The organism is Streptomyces sp. NPDC051452 (assembly GCF_044454765.1).
Classification (GTDB): domain Bacteria; phylum Actinomycetota; class Actinomycetes; order Streptomycetales; family Streptomycetaceae; genus Streptomyces.
In genome coordinates this window covers 200,267-217,991 of sequence record NZ_JBITEB010000011.1, presented here as the reverse complement: position 1 = coordinate 217,991, position 17,725 = coordinate 200,267, and the positions used below count along the sequence as shown (strand labels likewise).

The 17,725-nt window shown below is 72.9% G+C and carries 17 protein-coding genes and 1 pseudogene; 9 read left to right on the top strand and 9 right to left on the bottom strand.

Annotation, left to right across the window (positions count from 1 at the left end; genetic code table 11):
* Window positions 1-356: 356 nt before the first annotated feature.
* Both ACIBA9_RS25130 and ACIBA9_RS25125 read right to left on the bottom strand, forming a co-directional pair.
* Window positions 357-1,253 carry a MaoC family dehydratase gene (locus tag ACIBA9_RS25130; RefSeq protein ID WP_399366312.1) on the bottom strand — a complete coding sequence of 299 codons (897 nt, stop codon included), beginning with the start codon at window positions 1,251-1,253 and terminating at the stop codon, window positions 357-359.
* A 59-nt stretch (window positions 1,254-1,312) separates the two neighbouring features.
* Window positions 1,313-1,480: pseudogene (locus tag ACIBA9_RS25125) on the bottom strand (short chain dehydrogenase); the annotation flags it as partial.
* A 451-nt stretch (window positions 1,481-1,931) separates the two neighbouring features.
* Between ACIBA9_RS25125 and ACIBA9_RS25120 the strand changes: the two are divergent.
* Both ACIBA9_RS25120 and ACIBA9_RS25115 read left to right on the top strand, forming a co-directional pair.
* Window positions 1,932-3,890 carry an AMP-dependent synthetase/ligase gene (locus ACIBA9_RS25120; RefSeq protein WP_399366310.1) on the top strand — a complete coding sequence of 653 codons (1,959 nt, stop codon included), beginning with the start codon at window positions 1,932-1,934 and terminating at the stop codon, window positions 3,888-3,890.
* 198 nt (window positions 3,891-4,088) lie between these two features.
* A complete protein-coding gene (locus tag ACIBA9_RS25115) occupies window positions 4,089-4,985 on the top strand; it encodes a LysR family transcriptional regulator (RefSeq protein WP_399366308.1) in 897 nt (298 codons plus the stop codon).
* Here ACIBA9_RS25115 and ACIBA9_RS25110 read toward each other — a convergent pair.
* The 3 genes from ACIBA9_RS25110 to ACIBA9_RS25100 all read right to left on the bottom strand — a co-directional run bounded on the left by ACIBA9_RS25110 (window position 4,921) and on the right by ACIBA9_RS25100 (window position 6,461).
* Window positions 4,921-5,400, bottom strand: coding sequence for an ATP-binding protein (locus ACIBA9_RS25110; RefSeq protein WP_399366306.1), 480 nt, complete (start codon window positions 5,398-5,400; stop codon window positions 4,921-4,923). The genes ACIBA9_RS25115 and ACIBA9_RS25110 overlap by 65 nt on opposite strands.
* Before the next feature lie 113 nt (window positions 5,401-5,513).
* Window positions 5,514-6,164, bottom strand: coding sequence for a methyltransferase domain-containing protein (locus ACIBA9_RS25105; protein WP_399366304.1), 651 nt, complete (start codon window positions 6,162-6,164; stop codon window positions 5,514-5,516).
* 93 nt (window positions 6,165-6,257) lie between these two features.
* The gene (locus ACIBA9_RS25100; RefSeq protein WP_003998944.1) at window positions 6,258-6,461 is read right to left on the bottom strand and encodes a cold-shock protein; all 204 of its coding nucleotides are present in this window, start codon (window positions 6,459-6,461) and stop codon (window positions 6,258-6,260) included.
* Window positions 6,462-6,747: 286 nt separating this feature from the next.
* Between ACIBA9_RS25100 and ACIBA9_RS25095 the strand changes: the two genes are divergently transcribed.
* The 6 genes from ACIBA9_RS25095 (at window position 6,748) to ACIBA9_RS25070 (ending at window position 13,247) form a co-directional block, all read left to right on the top strand.
* On the top strand, window positions 6,748-7,596 hold the full coding sequence (locus ACIBA9_RS25095; protein ID WP_362154895.1) for a menaquinone biosynthesis protein: 849 nt from the start codon (window positions 6,748-6,750) through the stop codon (window positions 7,594-7,596).
* A gap of 87 nt (window positions 7,597-7,683) precedes the next feature.
* The gene (locus tag ACIBA9_RS25090) at window positions 7,684-9,495 is read left to right on the top strand and encodes a protein kinase (protein ID WP_399366302.1); all 1,812 of its coding nucleotides are present in this window, start codon (window positions 7,684-7,686) and stop codon (window positions 9,493-9,495) included.
* Window positions 9,496-9,602: 107 nt separating this feature from the next.
* Window positions 9,603-10,517: a prepilin peptidase gene (locus tag ACIBA9_RS25085; RefSeq protein ID WP_399366300.1), complete on the top strand. Its 915-nt coding sequence runs from the start codon at window positions 9,603-9,605 to the stop codon at window positions 10,515-10,517.
* Window positions 10,518-10,587: 70 nt separating this feature from the next.
* Window positions 10,588-11,802 carry a cyclic dehypoxanthinyl futalosine synthase gene (gene mqnC / locus ACIBA9_RS25080; protein ID WP_393899618.1) on the top strand — a complete coding sequence of 405 codons (1,215 nt, stop codon included), beginning with the start codon at window positions 10,588-10,590 and terminating at the stop codon, window positions 11,800-11,802.
* 7 nt (window positions 11,803-11,809) lie between these two features.
* The gene (locus ACIBA9_RS25075) at window positions 11,810-12,409 is read left to right on the top strand and encodes a hypothetical protein (protein WP_362154904.1); all 600 of its coding nucleotides are present in this window, start codon (window positions 11,810-11,812) and stop codon (window positions 12,407-12,409) included.
* 124 nt (window positions 12,410-12,533) lie between these two features.
* Window positions 12,534-13,247: a demethylmenaquinone methyltransferase gene (locus tag ACIBA9_RS25070; protein WP_399366297.1), complete on the top strand. Its 714-nt coding sequence runs from the start codon at window positions 12,534-12,536 to the stop codon at window positions 13,245-13,247.
* On the opposite strand, the gene ACIBA9_RS25065 is transcribed toward ACIBA9_RS25070, so the two are convergent.
* A complete protein-coding gene (locus tag ACIBA9_RS25065) occupies window positions 13,237-13,545 on the bottom strand; it encodes a PASTA domain-containing protein (RefSeq protein ID WP_362154908.1) in 309 nt (102 codons plus the stop codon). The genes ACIBA9_RS25070 and ACIBA9_RS25065 overlap by 11 nt on opposite strands.
* A gap of 109 nt (window positions 13,546-13,654) precedes the next feature.
* Complete coding sequence (locus ACIBA9_RS25060; RefSeq protein WP_399366294.1) at window positions 13,655-14,173, bottom strand: GNAT family N-acetyltransferase; 519 nt, start codon at window positions 14,171-14,173, stop codon at window positions 13,655-13,657.
* A gap of 98 nt (window positions 14,174-14,271) precedes the next feature.
* Between ACIBA9_RS25060 and ACIBA9_RS25055 the strand changes: the two genes are divergently transcribed.
* Window positions 14,272-15,555: a geranylgeranyl reductase family protein gene (locus ACIBA9_RS25055; protein ID WP_362154912.1), complete on the top strand. Its 1,284-nt coding sequence runs from the start codon at window positions 14,272-14,274 to the stop codon at window positions 15,553-15,555.
* A gap of 47 nt (window positions 15,556-15,602) precedes the next feature.
* Here ACIBA9_RS25055 and def read toward each other — a convergent pair whose 3' ends face one another.
* Together def and ACIBA9_RS25045 are read right to left on the bottom strand one after the other, a co-directional pair.
* Window positions 15,603-16,229: a peptide deformylase gene (gene def, locus ACIBA9_RS25050; protein WP_399366292.1), complete on the bottom strand. Its 627-nt coding sequence runs from the start codon at window positions 16,227-16,229 to the stop codon at window positions 15,603-15,605.
* A 229-nt stretch (window positions 16,230-16,458) separates the two neighbouring features.
* Window positions 16,459-17,289, bottom strand: coding sequence for a C40 family peptidase (locus ACIBA9_RS25045; protein ID WP_399366290.1), 831 nt, complete (start codon window positions 17,287-17,289; stop codon window positions 16,459-16,461).
* Window positions 17,290-17,725 lie beyond the last annotated feature (436 nt).

The window sequence follows — 17,725 nt, the reverse complement described above, 5'->3', positions numbered from 1 at the left end:
ACGACGCGCCGCCGCTCCCGTCAGGGCCACGGGGAACTCCGCGAGAACCACGACGCACCCGCACCCGTCACCGCACGCCCGCCCCGGTCAGGGGCGCGGGGAACTGCGCGAAACCCACGACGCACCCGCACCCGTCACCGCACGCCGGCCCCGGTCAGGGGCGCGGGGAACTGCGCGAAACCCACGACGCACCCGCACCCGTCACCGCACGCTCGCCCCGGTCAGGGGCGCGGGGAACTGCGCGAGAACCACGACGCACCCGCACCCGTCACCGCACGCTCGCCCCGCCCCCCTCAGGGGCGCGGGGAACTGCGCGAAACCCCACCACGCACCCGCACCCGACAGCGCGGCCCGCGTCACCCCCGCACCCCGCCGCCCAGCGCCCGCACCTCCCCGGCAAGGTGCAACTTCCCTCCCGCGCCGCGCAGATCGAACCGACCGGAGCCGTCCGCGCCGTAGGCCACCGCCCCGGGCAACAGCACCGGCGCCCGGAACCCGGCCCGCACCACCGCCGCCCCCGGCGTGCCGTGCGCCGCCAGACAGCGGGCCACCGTCCACATCCCGTGCGCGATGGCCCGCGGGAACCCGAAGAGACGGGCGGTGAGCGGATGCAGATGAATGGGATTGCGGTCACCGGAGACCGCCCCGTACCGCCGCCCCACATCCTCGGCCAGCCGCCACTCGGCGAGAACGGGCAGAGGCGTCGCCTCGACCTCCCGCACCACCGCGCCCGGTGCCGCAGGTGCCACACCATCCCCCGCGCCGTGCCGGGACAGATACGTGCTGCGCGACTCCCACACGAGGTCGCCGTCGGCGCGCAGCCCGGTCACCACGGTGGCCTCGGTGCCACGCCGGTGCGGAGCGAGACCGTCGATGTGGACGGCGAGTTCGTACTCCCCGGAGGCGGGCACCTCGGCGCGCCGGACGATCTCGATGGACGTGTGCACCAGCCCCAGCAGCGGCAGCGGAAAGTCCCGGCCGCTCATCAGCCGCATGGCCAGCGGAAAGCCGAGGACATGCGGGTAGGTGACGGGCAGCGCGTCCACGCCGGCGCACCCGTCGGCGGCCGCGGCGAACCCGCACACCCGCTCGTACGCGGCGAGCTTCGCCAGATCGACCCGCAGGCCCGGCAGCACCAGACGGGTGCGCGGGAACTCCGCGTCCGGGCCGGGACGCTTGAAGGGGGAGCGCAGGGCACCCCGGGCCAGCAGCGGGGCCAGCGCGGGCGCGGAGTGCAGCGTGACGGCGCTCATCAGGCCCCCGGCAGGCTCTGCCCGCAGACGCGGACGACCTGGCCCTCGACCGCGCCGGAGGCGAGGGCCAGGGCGGACTTCCCGGCCGTGAGGTGTGGCAACGGTCCGTCCGGCGCGGGCCGTTCGGGCGACCGGCGGCTCAGCTCGACCGGCTGGGGCAGGCCCAGGCGCCGGGCGAGGAGACGGCCGGGCGCCGTGCCGGTGAAGCTCAGATAGCGGTCGGCCATGTGCGACTCCCGCGCGACTCGGTTCCGAGGGGCTGACTTCTGCTTACTCTGGAGTAAGGTTACCGGAGGTAAGCCAAGGTGAGCCACTGTCACGGGTCAGGAGCACGTGGAGAGATGAGTCCCCTTTTCGGCCTGGTCGAGGTCGATGAGGCGTTCGCCTCCCAGGTGCCGGCCACGCTCGCCGCCCGGAGAAGCGGGGCCTGCCGCCGGCGGACCGCGTCCGGCGGAACGCGGCGGGTGTGGCGGCGGCCCTGGAACGCCCGTGAGGCTGCACAGCCCTGGCCCCGGACCCGCCCCGAACCCGCACAAGCCCCCCACGACGGACCCGTACCATCACCTGCCTGACCGGCGGTAACCCCCGTTGCGGCCCGCCACCGGTGAACGCCTCGCCACATGGGACACGTACGTCATGCAGCAAGCAGTGCGCCGCCGCACGCCTGAGGAGCCGCCCGTGACCACCCCGTACCCGAACGCCCCCGTCTCCTCCGGTGCTGCGGTCTCCTCCGGTGCCCCCGTCTCGGGCATCGACTACGACGGCCGTCCGGTCCTGGTGGAGCCCCGCATCCAGCGGCTGGACGGGGCCGTACGGGAGGTGTCCGTACCGCCGCTCGCCGCGCCGGTCACCCACGGCTCGCTGGCCGACCTGCCGTTCGACAACGCCGAGGCGGACCCCGGCGCGATCGTGCTCAGCCGCCGGCTGCCCGACGGCGGCTGGACCGACGTGACGGCCGCGAGCTTCGCCGAGCAGGTGCTCGCGGTGGCCAGGGGGCTGATCGCCGAGGGGCTGCGACCGGGCGACCGGATCGCGGTGATGGCCCGCACCCGCTACGAGTGGACCCTGCTCGACTTCGCCGCGTGGGCGGCCGGCCTGGTCACCGTCCCGGTGTACCCCACCTCCTCCGTCTTCCAGACCCGGTGGATCCTGCACGACTCCGGCGCGGTCGCCCTGGTCACCGAGACGACGGCCGACGCCTCCGCCATCGGCCCGGAACTCCAGCATCTGCCCGACCTCGGACACGTCTGGGTGATGGACCAGGGGCACGTGGAACAACTCGCCGACAGGGGCGCCCACGTGCCGGACGGCGAAGTCGCCGTACGCCGGGGCATGATGGGTCCCGCCACGCTCGCCACGCTCATCTACACCTCGGGCACCACGGGCCGCCCCAAGGGCTGCGCCCTGTCGCACGGCAACTTCCTCGCCGAGGTCGACAACGCCATCGAGCTGCTCTACCCGGTGTTCAAGGCACGGGACGAGGAGCCGTCGGTCCTCCTCTTCCTGCCGATGTCCCACGTCTTCGGCCGGATGGTGGCCGTCGCCTGCGTCCGCGCCCGGGTGCGCCTCGGCCACGCGCCCAGTCTGGCGCCGCAGGACCTCCTCCCGGACCTGGCCGCCTTCCGGCCCACCTGTCTGCTGACCATCCCCTACATGCTGGAGAAGATCTACAACTCCGCGCGGGCCACGGCCGAGGCGGGCGGCCGGGCGACGGTCTTCGACCGGGCGGCGGGCGTGGCCCAGCGCTACGGCGAGGCGGTCGAGGCCCGGCAGGCCGGCACCGGCCATGGCCCGGGACGGGCCCTGAAGACGGCCCGCAGCTTCTACGACCCGCTCGTCTACCGCCGCATCCGGTCCGCCATGGGCGGTCGGGTCCGCCACGTCATCTGCGGCGGCTCCCCGCTCGGCCGGCGCCTCGCCGCGTTCTACGCCGGTGCCGGCGTCCAGATCTTCGAGGGGTACGGCCTGACGGAGACGACGGGGGCGTCCACGGTCACCCCGCCCCTGAAGCCCCGTCTCGGCACGGTCGGCTGGCCCCTGCCCGGCACCCGGGTCCGGATCGCGGCGGACGGCGAGATCCTCCTCGCCGGCGACCACGTGCTGCGCGGCTACTGGGACCCACAGGCGGGCGGGGTCGTCCCGGCGACCCAGGACGGCTGGCTGGCCACCGGTGACCTGGGCGAACTGGACGACGAGGGCTATCTGACCCTCACCGGCCGCAAGAAGGAGCTGCTGATCACGGCCGGCGGCAAGTCGGTGGCCCCGGCCCCGCTGGAGAACTGGCTGCGCCAGCACCCGCTGATCTCCCAGGTGATGCTCGTCGGCGACGGCCGCCCCTACGTCGCGGCCCTGCTCACGCTCGACCCCGACGGTCTCACCCACTGGCGCCAGATGATCGGCAAGCATCCGGTCCCGCCGGAACTCCTGCTCGACGACCCCGAGTTGAGGGCCGTCCTCCAGCGGGCGCTGGACGAGGCCAACAAGATGGTGTCCCGGCCGGAGTCCATCCGCCGGTTCGCCGTGCTGCCGGGCGACTTCACCGAGGCGCTCGGCCATCTGACCCCGTCGATGAAGCTGCGGCGGGAACAGATCATGCGGGACTTCGCGCGCGAGGTGGAGGGCCTGTACGAGCGCTGAGCCGCACCACCGCCGGGAAGCGCCGCCCGGAAGATGGTCGGCACCCGCTCCCGTGCGAGCCCGCCTCGTCCGGACTCGGCGGGCGCGGGAGCGGGTTGCCGCCTGGGTCGGTCGCGGCCCGGGAAAATTCTCGTACGCCCCCTGAAGCCAGTCAATCCTTGGGTTTTGTCGCCAACCCCAAGTGTTAGCTTGGGTGTTGTGACCCTGGACGACCTCCGTGTGTTCGTGGCCGTGTGCCGCGCGGGCAGCCTCAGTGCCGTCGCCCGTGAACTGGGCTGCACCCAGTCCGCGGTCAGCCAGCACGTCAGGCGACTGGAGCGGGAGACCGGTGTGGCCCTGGTCGAACGCCGGCCGCGAGGCGTCGTGGCGACCCGCGCGGGGCGCATCCTGGAGGCCGCCGCGGCCGAGGGCATCTCCGGACTGGACCTCGCCGTACGGCAGTTGCGCGATCTGGTCGACGGCCACAGCGGCTACGTCCGCGTCGCCACCGGCGCCACCACGGTCCGGCACTTCATGTCCGACGCGGTGGTCGCCTTCCGCCGCCGTCACCCCGCTGTCAACCTGGAGTTCCGCACGGTCAGTTCGGGTCGGGGAACCTTCGACGCCCTCGCCGACGGCACCCTCGACCTCGCCTGGATCACCATCGGCCCGCCGGTACGGGGCATCGAGCAGCGCACGGTGGTCGAGCTGCCCTGGGTGCTCGCCGTCCGCGAGGACGACCCACTGGCCGGGCGGCGCGGGCTCACGGCCGCCGACCTGACCGACGTCCGCCTCATCCGGCTGCCGCCCAACTCCACGTCGGCCGCCCAACTCGACGCCGCCTGCGCCGAGTCGGGCGTACGGCTCACCTACGAGCCGAGCGTGGCCGACTGGGACACGGCCCTGTTGTTGGCCGAGGTGGGAGCGGGCCGCGCGGTCGTACCCGCCGTACCCGGTCTGCCCGTTCCGGGCGAGGGTCCGTTGCGCCTCGTGCCGCTGCCCGGGCTGCGCCCGCTCCCCGTCGGCTGGGCGGTCCGCCGCTGGGACGCGCTCAACCCGCCGGCCCGGGCCTTCGCGGACATGGTCGTGGAGCGCCGGGCCGCTGCCGCGGGCTGAGGGCCAGCTCCGCCCAGACGGTCTTGCCGACGTCCCGCTCGGCGACCCCCCACAGCGAGGCGAGCACCTGTACGACGATCAGGCCCCGGCCGGCCTCGGCCTCCAGGTCTCCGGTCAGGAACCGCAGGACCCGGTCGGCGCGGGGGTCGCTCACCTCGATACGCACGGTGTCCGCGCCGGGCAGCAGCAACAGCCGTAACCGGAAGTCCCGACCCGGGACACGACCGTGGGTGACGGCGTTCGCGGCCAGCTCGGCGACGAGCAGCTGAGCGGTGCGGTTGGGTTCGCTGTCGTGCGGATACCCCCAGGTGGCGAGCTGGTGGGCGGTGAGGCGGCGGGCCAGGCGGGCCCCGCGCGGGGTGGAACTCAGGCGTTGCGTGAGTTCGGTCGCGGGGGTGGGGATCTCTGCGTTCACCTCACCGAGCGTGGTCGGTTCTCCCTACCCTGACCAGGGGAGACTCGGCGACCGAGCGTAGTCGTACGGGTGCTGTACGTCTGCTGTACGGGTCGTCGGGCGGCCTGGCCTGGTCAGCGTTTCTTCCGGGCGAACAGGAACGCCTGCGGGACCGACTCCCCGAGGGCCTCGTCCGGTTCGCGGACGGTGCTGGAGCGGAGGGCGAGACCGGCGTCGCCCAGCAGCTCGGCCATCCGCTCGGGGCGGCGCCGCAGGAAGTCCAGCGCCACGGGGTGCCCCCAGGGCCGCTCGTGACGCCGGGGCCGCTCTCCGCACTGGAAGGCCAGCAGCAGGTGCCCCCCGGGAGACAGCACGCGGTGGAACTCGGCGAACAGGGCCGGGAGCCGGTCCACGGGTGTGTGGATGCTGGAGTACCAGGAGACGACCCCGGCGAGCGCGCCGTCGGCGACGGCGAGGTCCAGCATGGAGCCTTGCTGGAAGCTCAGCCCGGGGTTCTCACGGCGGGCGACGGCCAGCATGGACGCGGAGAGGTCGAGGCCGAAGACGTCGAGACCGAGGGAGGCGAGGTGGCCGGTGACCCGCCCGGGCCCGCAGCCGAGGTCGGCGACCCGCGCGCCGGGCCCGACCAGCGCGGCGTAGGCGCCGAGGAGGGCGCGCTCCAGCGGCGTACCGAGGCTCACGTCCCGGAAGCGGGCGGAGTAGTCCTCGGCGACGGCGTCGTAGAAGGTGCGGGTGGCGGCGAGGAAGTCGAGGGTGTCGGCCATGACCGGCGACCCTAACGAAAAGGCAGGAGCCCCGTCGCCGAAAGGCGTGGGGCTCCTTGGGTACTGCACTCAGGTTCTGCGATCAGGCAGAGGTCAGACGGGGGTGACGTTCTCCGCCTGCGGACCCTTCGGGCCCTGCGTCACGTCAAAGCTCACGGCCTGGTTCTCCTCGAGGGAGCGGAAGCCGCTGGCGTTGATCGCGGAGTAGTGAACGAAGACGTCGGGGCCGCCGCCCTCTTGGGCGATGAAGCCAAAGCCCTTTTCGGCGTTGAACCACTTCACGGTTCCGGTAGCCATAAGCCCTCCTTGGGCTCAAAAGGGTTGCCCTGCTCCAGAACCTGCACGTGCGAAACGGTGCTGCACAACTGCATTCGTCTGAAAACGACGAGAGCCCGCGGTCACATGCTCCGCAGGCTCTGTACTGCAAGGGAAACCAAACTGCAACTTGCGGCGAGCCTAGCACGCGGGCACCTGAAAGCAATAGAGGTCAAGATCACTTCACTCGGAGGTTTGAATCTTCGCCAGCCTGTTCGGCGGCGGGGCCGGTCCGTGCGCGCTCCGGCGCGGGGTCTACTGTCGCGATGTGGACAATTCCCGCACCCGGCCGCGCGTCGGCCACATCCAGTTCCTGAACTGCATGCCCCTCTACTGGGGGCTCGCGAGAACGGGCACGCTCCTCGACTTCGAGCTGACCAAGGACACCCCGGACAAGCTCAACGAACAGCTGGTGCGCGGCGACCTCGACATCGGGCCCATCACCCTGGTCGAGTTCCTCAAGCACGCGGACGACCTGGTCGCCTTCCCCGACATCGCCGTCGGCTGCGACGGCCCCGTCATGTCCTGCGTGATCGTCTCCCAGGTCCCCCTCGACCGGCTCGACGGCGCCCGGGTCGCGCTCGGCTCGACCTCCCGCACCTCGGTCCGGCTCGCCCAGCTCCTGCTGGCCGAGCGCTACGGCGTGCGGCCCGAGTACTACACGTGCCCGCCCGACCTCAGCCTGATGATGCAGGAGGCGGACGCCGCCGTCCTGATCGGCGACGCCGCCCTGCGCGCGAACCTCCTCGACGGCCCGCGCTTCGGTCTGGAGGTGCACGACCTCGGCGCGCTGTGGAAGGACTGGACCGGCCTGCCGTTCGTCTTCGCGGTCTGGGCGGCCCGGCGCGACTACCTGGAGCGCGAGCCGGCCATCACCCGCCAGGTCCACGAGGCCTTCCTCGAGTCGCGCAACCTCTCCCTGGAGGAGGTCGGCAAGGTCGCCGAGCAGGCGGCCCGCTGGGAGGCCTTCGACGAGGCGACCCTGGAGCAGTACTTCACCACGCTCGACTTCAGCTTCGGGCCGCCCCAGCTGGAGGCCGTCGCCGAGTTCGCCCGCCGGGTCGGCCCGACGACCGGCTTCCCGGCGGACGTGCGGGTGGACCTGCTGCGTCCGTAAGCGCGAATCACTACGCTGCCGTACACAAGGCGCCGACGGCACCCGGGGGGGCAGGGGCGGCGTCGGGGCATCGGGGGGGAGAGCGCCATGCGGCGGCTGGAAGCGGACGAGCCGGCCGAGATCGGGCCCTACCGGCTGCTCGGCCGGCTCGGTTCCGGTGGGATGGGCCGGGTCTACCTCGGCCGCAGCTCGGGCGGTCGTACGGTCGCCGTGAAGATCGTGCACCCGCACTTCGCCCTGGACGAGGAGTTCCGCGCCCGGTTCCGGCGCGAGGTGGAGGCCGCGCGCCGGGTCGGCGGCGCCTGGACCGCGCCCGTCCTGGACGCGGACCCGGAGGCCCCGGTGCCCTGGGTCGCCACGGCCTACGCGGCCGGTCCCTCCCTCGCGGCGGCCGTCACCGACGGCGGACCGCTGCCCGCGCACACCGTGCGGGCCCTGGGCGCCGGCCTCGCCGAGGCGCTGACGGCCGTACACGAGCTGGGTCTCGTCCACCGCGACGTGAAACCGTCCAACGTCCTGCTGACCCTGGACGGCCCCCTGCTGATCGACTTCGGCATCACCCGGGCCATGGACGGCACGGCGTCCCTGACCTCCACCGGGGTCTCCATCGGTTCCCCGGGCTACATGGCGCCCGAGCAGATCCTCGGCAAAGGCGTCACCGGCGCCGCCGACGTCTTCTCCCTCGGCGCGGTGATCGCGTGCGCGGCCGACGGCGAACCGCCCTTCCGGGGCGACTCCTCGGCCGCGCTGCTGTACAAGGTCGTCCACGAGGAGCCCGAACTCGGCTCCCTGCGCGGCGAGATGCGCGAGATCGTGGCGGCCTGTCTGGCCAAGGACCCGGCGGCCCGGCCCGCGCCCGCCGAGCTGAGCCGGCGGCTCGCCCCCGAAGGCACCGCCCACCTGGTCGCGGGCGGCTGGCTGCCGGGCCCCCTGGTGGAACAGGTCAGCCGCGGCGCCGTACGCCTGCTCAACCTGGACACGGGGGATCGGACGGGGGAGGAGGCACGGTCGGGACCGGTGCGCTTCGGCAACCTCTCGGTCGGTCCCGGCGAGTCCCCGGCCGCCTCCGGGACCACCGGTGGGGCCGACGCCGGCCCGCCCCTCCCGCCGCCCCCCGCCGGGCGGTTCGGGCCGGCTCCCGTCATGGCGGCCGGTGCCCCGGAGAGCGGCACAGGCAGCGCCCCCACCGGTGCGTCGACCGTCGTCCCGGCCCCCGGGGACGTACCGCCGCCCGGACGGGTCTCGCTCAGCGTGGCGGCGGCCTCCGCACCGGCGGACGGCGGCCGCGGCCGCCGGCTGAGCTGCACGGTGGCGCTGGCGATCGCCGGAGCCCTGGCCGTGGCCACCGTGGGCCTCGGCGTCCTGCTGCGACCCTGGTTCCACCCGGGCGGCGACGACACGAGCGCGGGCGGCGCCAGCACCCACTCCCCGGCACCCAGCGGTGGCGGCAGCGCGTACTCCCCGACACCGAGCGGCGGTGGCACCGCGCACTCCCCGGGCCCGAGCGCCGCCGCCAGCAGCCCCGGTGGCAAGAGCGACCAGCCGGGGACCGTCCCCGCCCGCTACCTCGGCACCTGGGAGGGCCAGGCCAGCGGGCTCGGCGGCACCCTGCCCATGGGCACCTTCCGGCTCACCGTCCAGCAGGCGCGCGCCGGCCAGGTGGTGGGACGTCTCCGGCAGACCGACCAGCTCGGCGCGGTCTGCGACGACATCCTCTACCTGAAGGAGGCGACCGGCAGCCGGCTGCTGACCACCTCGGTGGGTGCCGCCGGCAACCACGCCGGCTGTGACCCCGCCGCACACCAGGTGGAGTTGACCCCGGTCGGCGACGATCTGACGTACACGTCGGACAGTTCGGACGAGGGCAACCCGACCTCGCGGATGTCGAGAGTCCGATAGCGGCCCGGTCGGATGGTCCGTAGGCTGTCCGGCGCCCTTCCGGCCACCTTCGAGGACACCGCCATGGCCCCGCGCAGCACGCCGAGTTCGACGGAAGGCCCGACCACGTGAGCGCGGCCTGGGGTGACAGCGGCACGCCGGCGCTGGTGGTCGCCGCCGCGCTGTGGGGCGCGCTGGCGGGCGCGGTGCTGCCCCGCGCCGCGTACCGCTTCGCCGTACCGCCCGGCCGGCCCTGGCACGACCACTGCCCCGGCGGCCACCCCCTCCGAGGCTGGCTGGGAACGCGCGGGTGCGGGAGGTGCGCGGGGGAGAAGGGGCGTGCGGGGGAGAAGGGGCGCGCGCAGGCCCGGCCGTCGGTGCCGCACGCGCCGGACGCGTCCGAGGTGCCGCACGCGCCGGACGCGTCCGAGGTGCCGCACGCGCCGGAGGTGCCGGACACGCCCGAGGTATCGGACGCGCCGTCCACGCCGGGCCTGCCCTACGCCCCCTCCGTCCTCCTCCTCGCCGGTGCCACCGCCCTCACCTGTGCCGCCCTCGCCGCCGCCACCGGCACCCGGCCCGAGTTGGCGGTGTGGCTGCTGCTCGCGCCCGCCGGGGTGCTGCTGGCCGCGGTCGACCTGCGGGTGCGGCGGCTGCCCGACCCGCTGACCCTGCCGCTCGCCGCCGCAGCGCTCGCCCTGCTGGGCCTCACCGCGCTGCTGCCCGAGCACACGGGCCACTGGCTCACCGCGCTCTACGGCGCCCTCGCCCTCGGCGGCGGCTACTTCGTGCTCCATCTCCTCAACCCGTCCGGCATGGGCTTCGGCGATGTGAAGCTGGCCCTGGGCTTGGGCGCCGTGCTCGGCTGGTACGGCTGGCCCACCGTGCTGCTCGGCACCTTCGCCGGCTTCCTGTTCGGCGCGCTCTACGGCGGCGCACTCCTCCTGGCCCGGCGCGCGGGGCGGAAGACGGCGATCCCGTTCGGCCCGTTCCTGCTGGCCGGTGCCTTCGCGGGGCTGCTGGTGGGCGCGTTCACGGCCTGACGTCCTCGGTGCGAAAAGGCTGGCGTAGGCTGGTTCGGTCCGTCCACACCCTTGACGAAAGGGACGCCCGGTGACCGAGAAGGCCGACCTCGCATCCGTTGATGTCACAGCCGTCCTCGACCGAGCCGCGGCGGGCGGACGCATCACCCCCGAGGAAGCGCTCGTCCTCTACCGGGACGCCCCGCTGCACGCTCTGGGCGCCGCCGCCGACGCCGTACGCCGCCGCAAGTACGCCGGCATCGAGCACATCGCGACGTACATCATCGAGCGCAACATCAACTACACGAACGTGTGTGTCACGGCGTGCAAGTTCTGCGCCTTCTACGCGGCCCCCAAGGACACCGCCAAGGGCTGGACCCGCGACCTCGACGACATCCTGCGCCGGTGCGCGGAGACCGTCGAACTGGGCGGCACTCAGATCATGTTCCAGGGCGGCCACCACCCGGACTACGGCGTCGAGTACTACGAGCGGCACTTCAAGGCCATCAAGGACGCCTTCCCGCAGCTGGTGATCCACTCGCTGGGCGCGTCCGAGGTCGAGCACATGGCCCGGATCTCCGGCGTGTCGGTCGAGGAGGCCATCACCCGGATCCACGAGGCCGGCCTCGACTCCTTCGCCGGCGCCGGCGCCGAACTGCTCCCCGAGCGCCCGCGCAAGGCCATCGCCCCGCTGAAGGAGAGCGGCGAGCGCTGGCTGGAGATCATGGAGGCCGCGCACCGGCTGGGCGTGGAGTCCACCTCCACCATGCTGATGGGTACCGGCGAGACCAACGCCGAGCGCATCGAGCACCTGCGCATGATCCGGGACGTGCAGGACCGTACGGGCGGCTTCCGCGCCTTCATTCCGTACACCTACCAGCCGGAGAACAACCACCTCAAGGGCCGCACCCAGGCGACCCTCTTCGAGTACCTGCGGATGATCGCGATCGCCCGCCTCTTCCTCGACAACGTCCGGCACATCCAGGGTTCCTGGCTGACCACGGGCAAGGAGGTCGGCCAGCTGTCCCTGCACTACGGCGCCGACGACCTCGGCTCGATCATGCTGGAGGAGAACGTCGTCTCCTCGGCGGGTGCCAAGCACCGCTCGAACCGCCTGGAGATCATCGACCTGATCCGCAAGGCGGGCCGCGTCCCGGCGCAGCGTGCCACGACGTACGAGCACCTCGTCGTGCACGACGACCCGGCGAACGACCCCGTCGACGACCGCGTGGTCTCCCACATCTCCTCCACGGCCATCGAGGGTGGCACCGCCCACCCCGAGCTGAAGCTGCTGAGCACCAACTGAGCCTCGCGTGCTGACCCTTCACGTCGCCGAGCGGTCCGAGGAGGCGGCTGTCCTGGTCGACGGCGCGGCCATCGCCGCCGTCGGCCCCTACGAGGAACTGGCCGCCGCCGAGCCCCGGGCGCGAGTCCGGCGCTGGCCCGGCATCCTCACCCCGGGGCTGCTGAACCCGTACGCCCCGGAGCTGCTGGAGGCCACCTACCACCCCGACCCGCGCGAGGCCGGCACGCTCGGCACCGAGCCCCTCACGGGCGCGCGGGCGCGGGAGATCTTCCGTGGCGACCCCGCACGCCTCGGCGCGAGTGCGCGCCGCGGGGTGCAGCGGATGCTGGCGCACGGCACGGTGGCGGTCGCCGGGGAACTGCGCTCGCCGGCCGTGGTCGACACCGTGCGCAGGGCCGGACTCGCGGTCGGGCGGCGGCCCGACCGGCTCCCGGGCCCGGCGGCGCTGTCCCCGGTCCCCCTGATCCTGCTGCCCCGGCTCGTACCGGGCGGCCCGGCACGGTTCGCCGTGTTCGACGTCGCGGACCGCGCCGAACTCGTCCGACGCGGCGCCGGAACCTGCGTGGCGACCGTGATCGGCGGCCGCCTGGTGTACCGGGCGCGCTAGGGCGGTCCCACGGACGGATGTCCTGGCGCGCCTCGCTCCCGATCGCGCGCCCCGCCCCGATCGCGCGCCCCGCCGGAACACGGCCCGGACGGAGCCCGCAGAGCCGGGCTGCAACAATGGCCGGGTGACCCGCGCTTCCCTGAACAAGCAGCCGCACGAAGTCGCCTCGATGTTCGACGACGTGGCGGAACGGTACGACCTGACGAACGACGTGCTGTCACTCGGCCAGGACCGGCGCTGGCGCAAGGAGGTGGCGAAGGCGGTCGACGCGCGCCCCGCGCAGAAGGTCCTCGACCTCGCCGCCGGCACGGCGACCTCCTCGCTGCCCTTCGCGCGTACGGGCGCGTACGTCGTCCCCTGCGACTTCTCCCTCGGGATGCTCCAGGTCGGCAAGAAGAACCACGACTGGCTGCCGTTCACGGCCGGCGACGCGACGCGGCTGCCGTTCAAGGACGACACCTTCGACGCCGTCACGATCTCCTTCGGGCTGCGCAACGTCCAGGACACGGACGCGGCCCTGCGCGAGATGTACCGGGTGACCCGGCCCGGCGGGCGCGTGGTGATCTGCGAGTTCTCGCACCCCACCTGGGCGCCCTTCCGGACCGTCTACACCGAGTACCTGATGCGGGCGCTCCCGTCGGTCGCGCGCGCGGTGTCCTCCAGCCCCGACGCCTACGTCTACCTCGCCGAGTCCATCCGCGCCTGGCCCGACCAGCCCGCTCTCGCCGAGCGGCTGCGCAAGGCGGGCTGGTCGAAGGTGGCGTGGCGCAACCTCACCGGCGGTGTCGTCGCGCTGCACCGGGGCTACAAGGAGAGCCAGGCTCCTCTCAGCGGTTGATCACCTCGAAGGCGTCGCCCGGCTCGCCGAGTTCGCGCTGGAGTCCGCCGGCGGGCGGTCGCGGGACCCGCGGTTCGCGCACGCCTCCTCCGCCGTCGCCCTCACCGAAGTCGAACCACACGTACACCATCGAGTCCGGCGGCACCTCGGCCCCGGGCTGCGGATACTGGCGTACGACGTACTCGACGACCGTGCGAGGGAAATCCGGGCGGTCCGGCGCGTTGAGGAACAGGCCCCGCGCCCGGGCCGTCTCGCGCGCGTCCACAGCCATCAGGCCGACCAGACGCGGAACGCGCACTTCGGGTGTTTGCGGCGGTATATGCACAGATGTCACCCCCAGCGGTACTGGAAGCGTAACTCCCGCGCGCCCCGGCCGGAAGGTATTCGTGGCTATCTGTGACAGGTGACTACTCTGCGTGGTCGAAAGCGAGCCGGAAACAGAGCGCCGGCTCGTTCAGGGTGGGGTGTTCATAGGTCTCCGCCGGCTCCATGCCGAGGCGCCGGGCCACCGCGATCGACCGCGCGTTGCCCGGCCGGACCATCGCCACCACACCCGGCGTCCCCGCCCGCCGCACCCGCCGCAGCGTCTCCAGCGCCGCCGCAGTGACATACCCCTTGCCCCAGTGCGCCCGGCCGAGCCGCCAGCCGATCTCCGTCTCGCCGACCGGTCCCCAGTCCGGCCGCCAGGGCTGCGCGCCGGTGAAGCCGATGACCTCGTCCGACGCGTCCAGCATCGTCCACAGGCAGAAGCCGTGCACCGCGTCGTGCCGCCGCTGCCGCGCGGTGAGTTCCTCGTAGACCGACAGAGCCGCGGGACGGCCGCCGTAGAACTCCATGACCTCGGGGTCGCCGAAGACCCGGTGCCAGGCGACCGCGTCCTCGTGCGTGGGGACGCGCAGCCGTACCGCGGGGAGGGGTCGGTTCACAGGACAGCCCTTCAGCCGGGTGATCAAGTCTGCTGAATAGACTGCCTCTGTCCAGTGCCGGTCGGCACGCAGTTTCCGAATCCTGGGGAGATCCCGCCGTGACCGAGCCCCTCTCCGACAACACCGCCGATGTGATCGTCGTAGGCGCGGGGCCAGCCGGCTCCACCACCGCGTACCACCTCGCCCAGGCCGGCCTCGACGTCCTCCTCCTGGAGAAGACCGAGTTCCCGCGCGAGAAGGTCTGCGGCGACGGCCTCACCCCCCGCGCGGTCAAGCAGCTCGTCGCCATGGGCATCGACATCTCCGAAGAGGCCGGCTGGCTGCGCAACAAGGGCCTGCGCATCATCGGCGGCGGCTCCCGGCTCCAGCTCGACTGGCCGGATCTCGCCTCCTTTCCGAACTACGGGCTGGTCCGCAAGCGCGACGACTTCGACGAACAGCTCGCCCGCAACGCCCAGAAGGCCGGCGCCCGCCTGTTCGAGCGCTGCAACGTGGGCGCGCCGGTCGTGGACGACCGCACCGGCCGCATCACCGGTGTGACCGCCAGGCTCGGCGAGGAGAAGCGCGAGGTCACCTTCCGCGCGCCGCTCGTCGTCGCCGCCGACGGCAACTCCACCCGCCTCTCCCTGGCGATGGGCCTGCACCGCCGCGAGGACCGCCCCATGGGCGTCGCGGTGCGCACCTACTTCACCTCCCCCCGCCACGACGACGACTACCTGGAGTCCTGGCTGGAACTGTGGGACCGGCGCGGCGCCCAGGACCGCCTGCTGCCCGGCTACGGCTGGGTCTTCGGCATGGGCGACGGCACGTCCAACGTCGGCCTGGGCGTGCTCAACACCTCCGCCTCCTTCAAGGAGCTGGACTGGCGCGAGGTGCTCAAGGCCTGGTGCGCCTCCATGCCGGAGGACTGGGGCTACACCCCCGAGAACATGACCGGCCCCATCCGCGGTGCCGCGCTGCCCATGGCCTTCAACCGCCAGCCGCACTACACCAAGGGCCTGCTGCTCGTCGGCGACGCCGGCGGCCTGGTGAACCCCTTCAACGGCGAGGGCATCGCCTACGCCATGGAGTCCGGCCAGATCGCCGCCGACGTCATCGTGCAGGCCCACGCGCGGGCCACGCCCGCCCAGCGCGAGATCGCCCTCCAGCGCTACCCGCGCGTCCTGAAGGACACCTACGGCGGCTACTACAACCTGGGCCGCGCGTTCGTGAAGCTCATCGGCAACCCGAAGGTCATGCAGATCGCCGCGCAGCGCGGCCTGACGCATCCGCTGCTGATGAAGTTCACCCTGAAGCTGCTGGCCAACCTCACCGACCCCACCGGCGGCGACGCGATGGACCGCATCATCAACGGCCTCACCAAGGTGACCCCGAAGGCGTGAACTTTCCCCGGGACCCGGCCGGATCCCGGCCAGGTCCCGGGAGCCGGTCAGGTCCCGGCAGGATTGCCGGCTCTGACGGCCCGGCGGGCGAGCACCTCGTCACGCCGGGCCGCCATCTGCCCCAGGGCGTCCTTTTTCTCCCGCTTGGAGAGCCGGTCCAGGTAGAGGCGCCCCTCGGTGTGGTCGGTCTCGTGGGCCAGGCAGCGCGCGAAGTACCCCGAACCCTCGACGGCCAGCGCGGCGCCGTCCTTGTCCTGCCCGCACACGACGGCCCGGTCCGGCCGCGCCACGGCCATCACGGCGCCCGGCACCGACAGGCAGCCTTCGCCCTCGTCCAGCAGCCGTCGCCCGCTCGACCGCGTCCGAAGCACCGGATTGACAAGGTGTCCGACATGCCGGATTCCTTCGTCATCGAGGCAGTCGTACACGAACAGGCGTAGATCGACCCCCACCTGATTGGCCGCCAGCCCCGCGCCCTCGGCGACGTACAGGGTGCGGAACATGTCGTCGATCAGCGCGGCGAGGTCGGGCCCGAACTCCGTGACGTCACGGCACGGCCTGTGCAGCACCTCCTCGCCGACCTCGGTGATGCGGCGCACCATGCCGCGCCCGGCCTCGGGCGCGTACCGGGGGAACCGGTCGACGGGGCTTCCCTGCACGAACACACGTGGCATCGCGCTGTCTCCTTCGCTCGCGGACGGGCCGCCGGCCGGCGGCCCGAGCCGAGCATGGCAGGCGGGACGCGAGGCGGGCGGTCCGGCGAAGGGGCGTGCCGGACCGTCCGAAGACACCGCGAGCCGGGGCGGCGGGGCTGGGCACCCCGGCCGCGCGGCGCGGGAACGGCGCAAGGGCCGCTGCCCGGAACGGCTGCGGCCCTACGCGCGTGGATGGTGCGAGGAGCGCTCAGAGCACCCGCACGGCGCCGGTGGGCGGGTCGTACGACAGCGGACGCTCCACGACGCCCGTGGAGGGGTTCTGGGCGCCGACGAACATGCCGTCGCCCACGTACACGCCCACGTGGTACGCGCTGCCCGCACTGCCCCAGTACAGGATGTCGCCCGGCTGCAGGTTGCTCAGGCCCACCTGGGTCCCGGCGGTCGACTGGTCCTGGGAGACGCGCGGCAGGCTGATGCCGATCTGCTTGAACGCCGTCTGCACCAGGCCGGAGCAGTCGTAGGCGGAGGGGCCGGTGGCGCCGGAGACGTACGCCTTGCCGACCTGCGCCTTGACGAAGCTGATGACGGCCGCGGCCGAACCGGTGGCCGTGGACGTGCTCGTGGAGGTCGTGTCGGAGCCGGTGGCGGTGCCGGTGCTCGCCGTGGTGGACAGCGTCGTGCGCTCCGCACTGCGGGAGGCGTGCGCGGCGGCAGCCTTGCGGGCGGCCTCCTGGGCCTTCTTCTTGGCCTCCGCGGCCTTCTGCTTCGCCTCGGCGAGGTCCGCCTTGGCCTGCTTCGCGGCCTTTGCGGCGGCCGCGTCGCGCTCGGCCTGCAGCTGGTAGTTCGAGGCGGCCTGCTGCGTGGCGTCCGCGGACTGGGCCGCCTGAGCGGCCAGGTCGGCCGTCAGGGTGGGCAGTTCGAGGGTCTGCGTCACCGGCTCGGCAGCGTTCGCCGAACCAGACGCCCCGGCGACTGCCAGGGTGCCGAGGACGCCACCGGCGACTCCGGCCCGCATCGCGAGGGTCGACGCGCTGCGGCGGGGCTTCCGGTGGCTGCGTATGTGAGCGGTGTGGGGCATGGGAATAACCGGTACCAGGGTCTCCTTCATATCTTCAAGAAACGTGTGCTGCGCCACAGTTGTTCAGCCGACGCCCCTAATCCCGGGCGTGTCGCTCTTTATTGACGCCGTAACGGACATTGTGGACTGCGGCGATCAAGGCCTTGATCACGGTCTTTGATCATTACGCCCGAATTGCCCCACGCCTACCACTGGTTGGGATGGTTGGCCAAGCCCGGTTCCCGGACACCTCTCGCCGGTGTGGTGGAGGTCACGGAACGATTACCGGAGGGGTGGCGTCCGGGGCGCGCGGAGCTCGTGAACGCGCGCACGCGCCCGGACCGGCGTCCACACCCCGCCTTCCCCTCCCTCGGAGGTGTGAACGCCGCGCACTATCAGGAGCCCTCGTCCAACGCCAATTTGCATGCAACGGAACTCTCTTGATATTGAGACGACC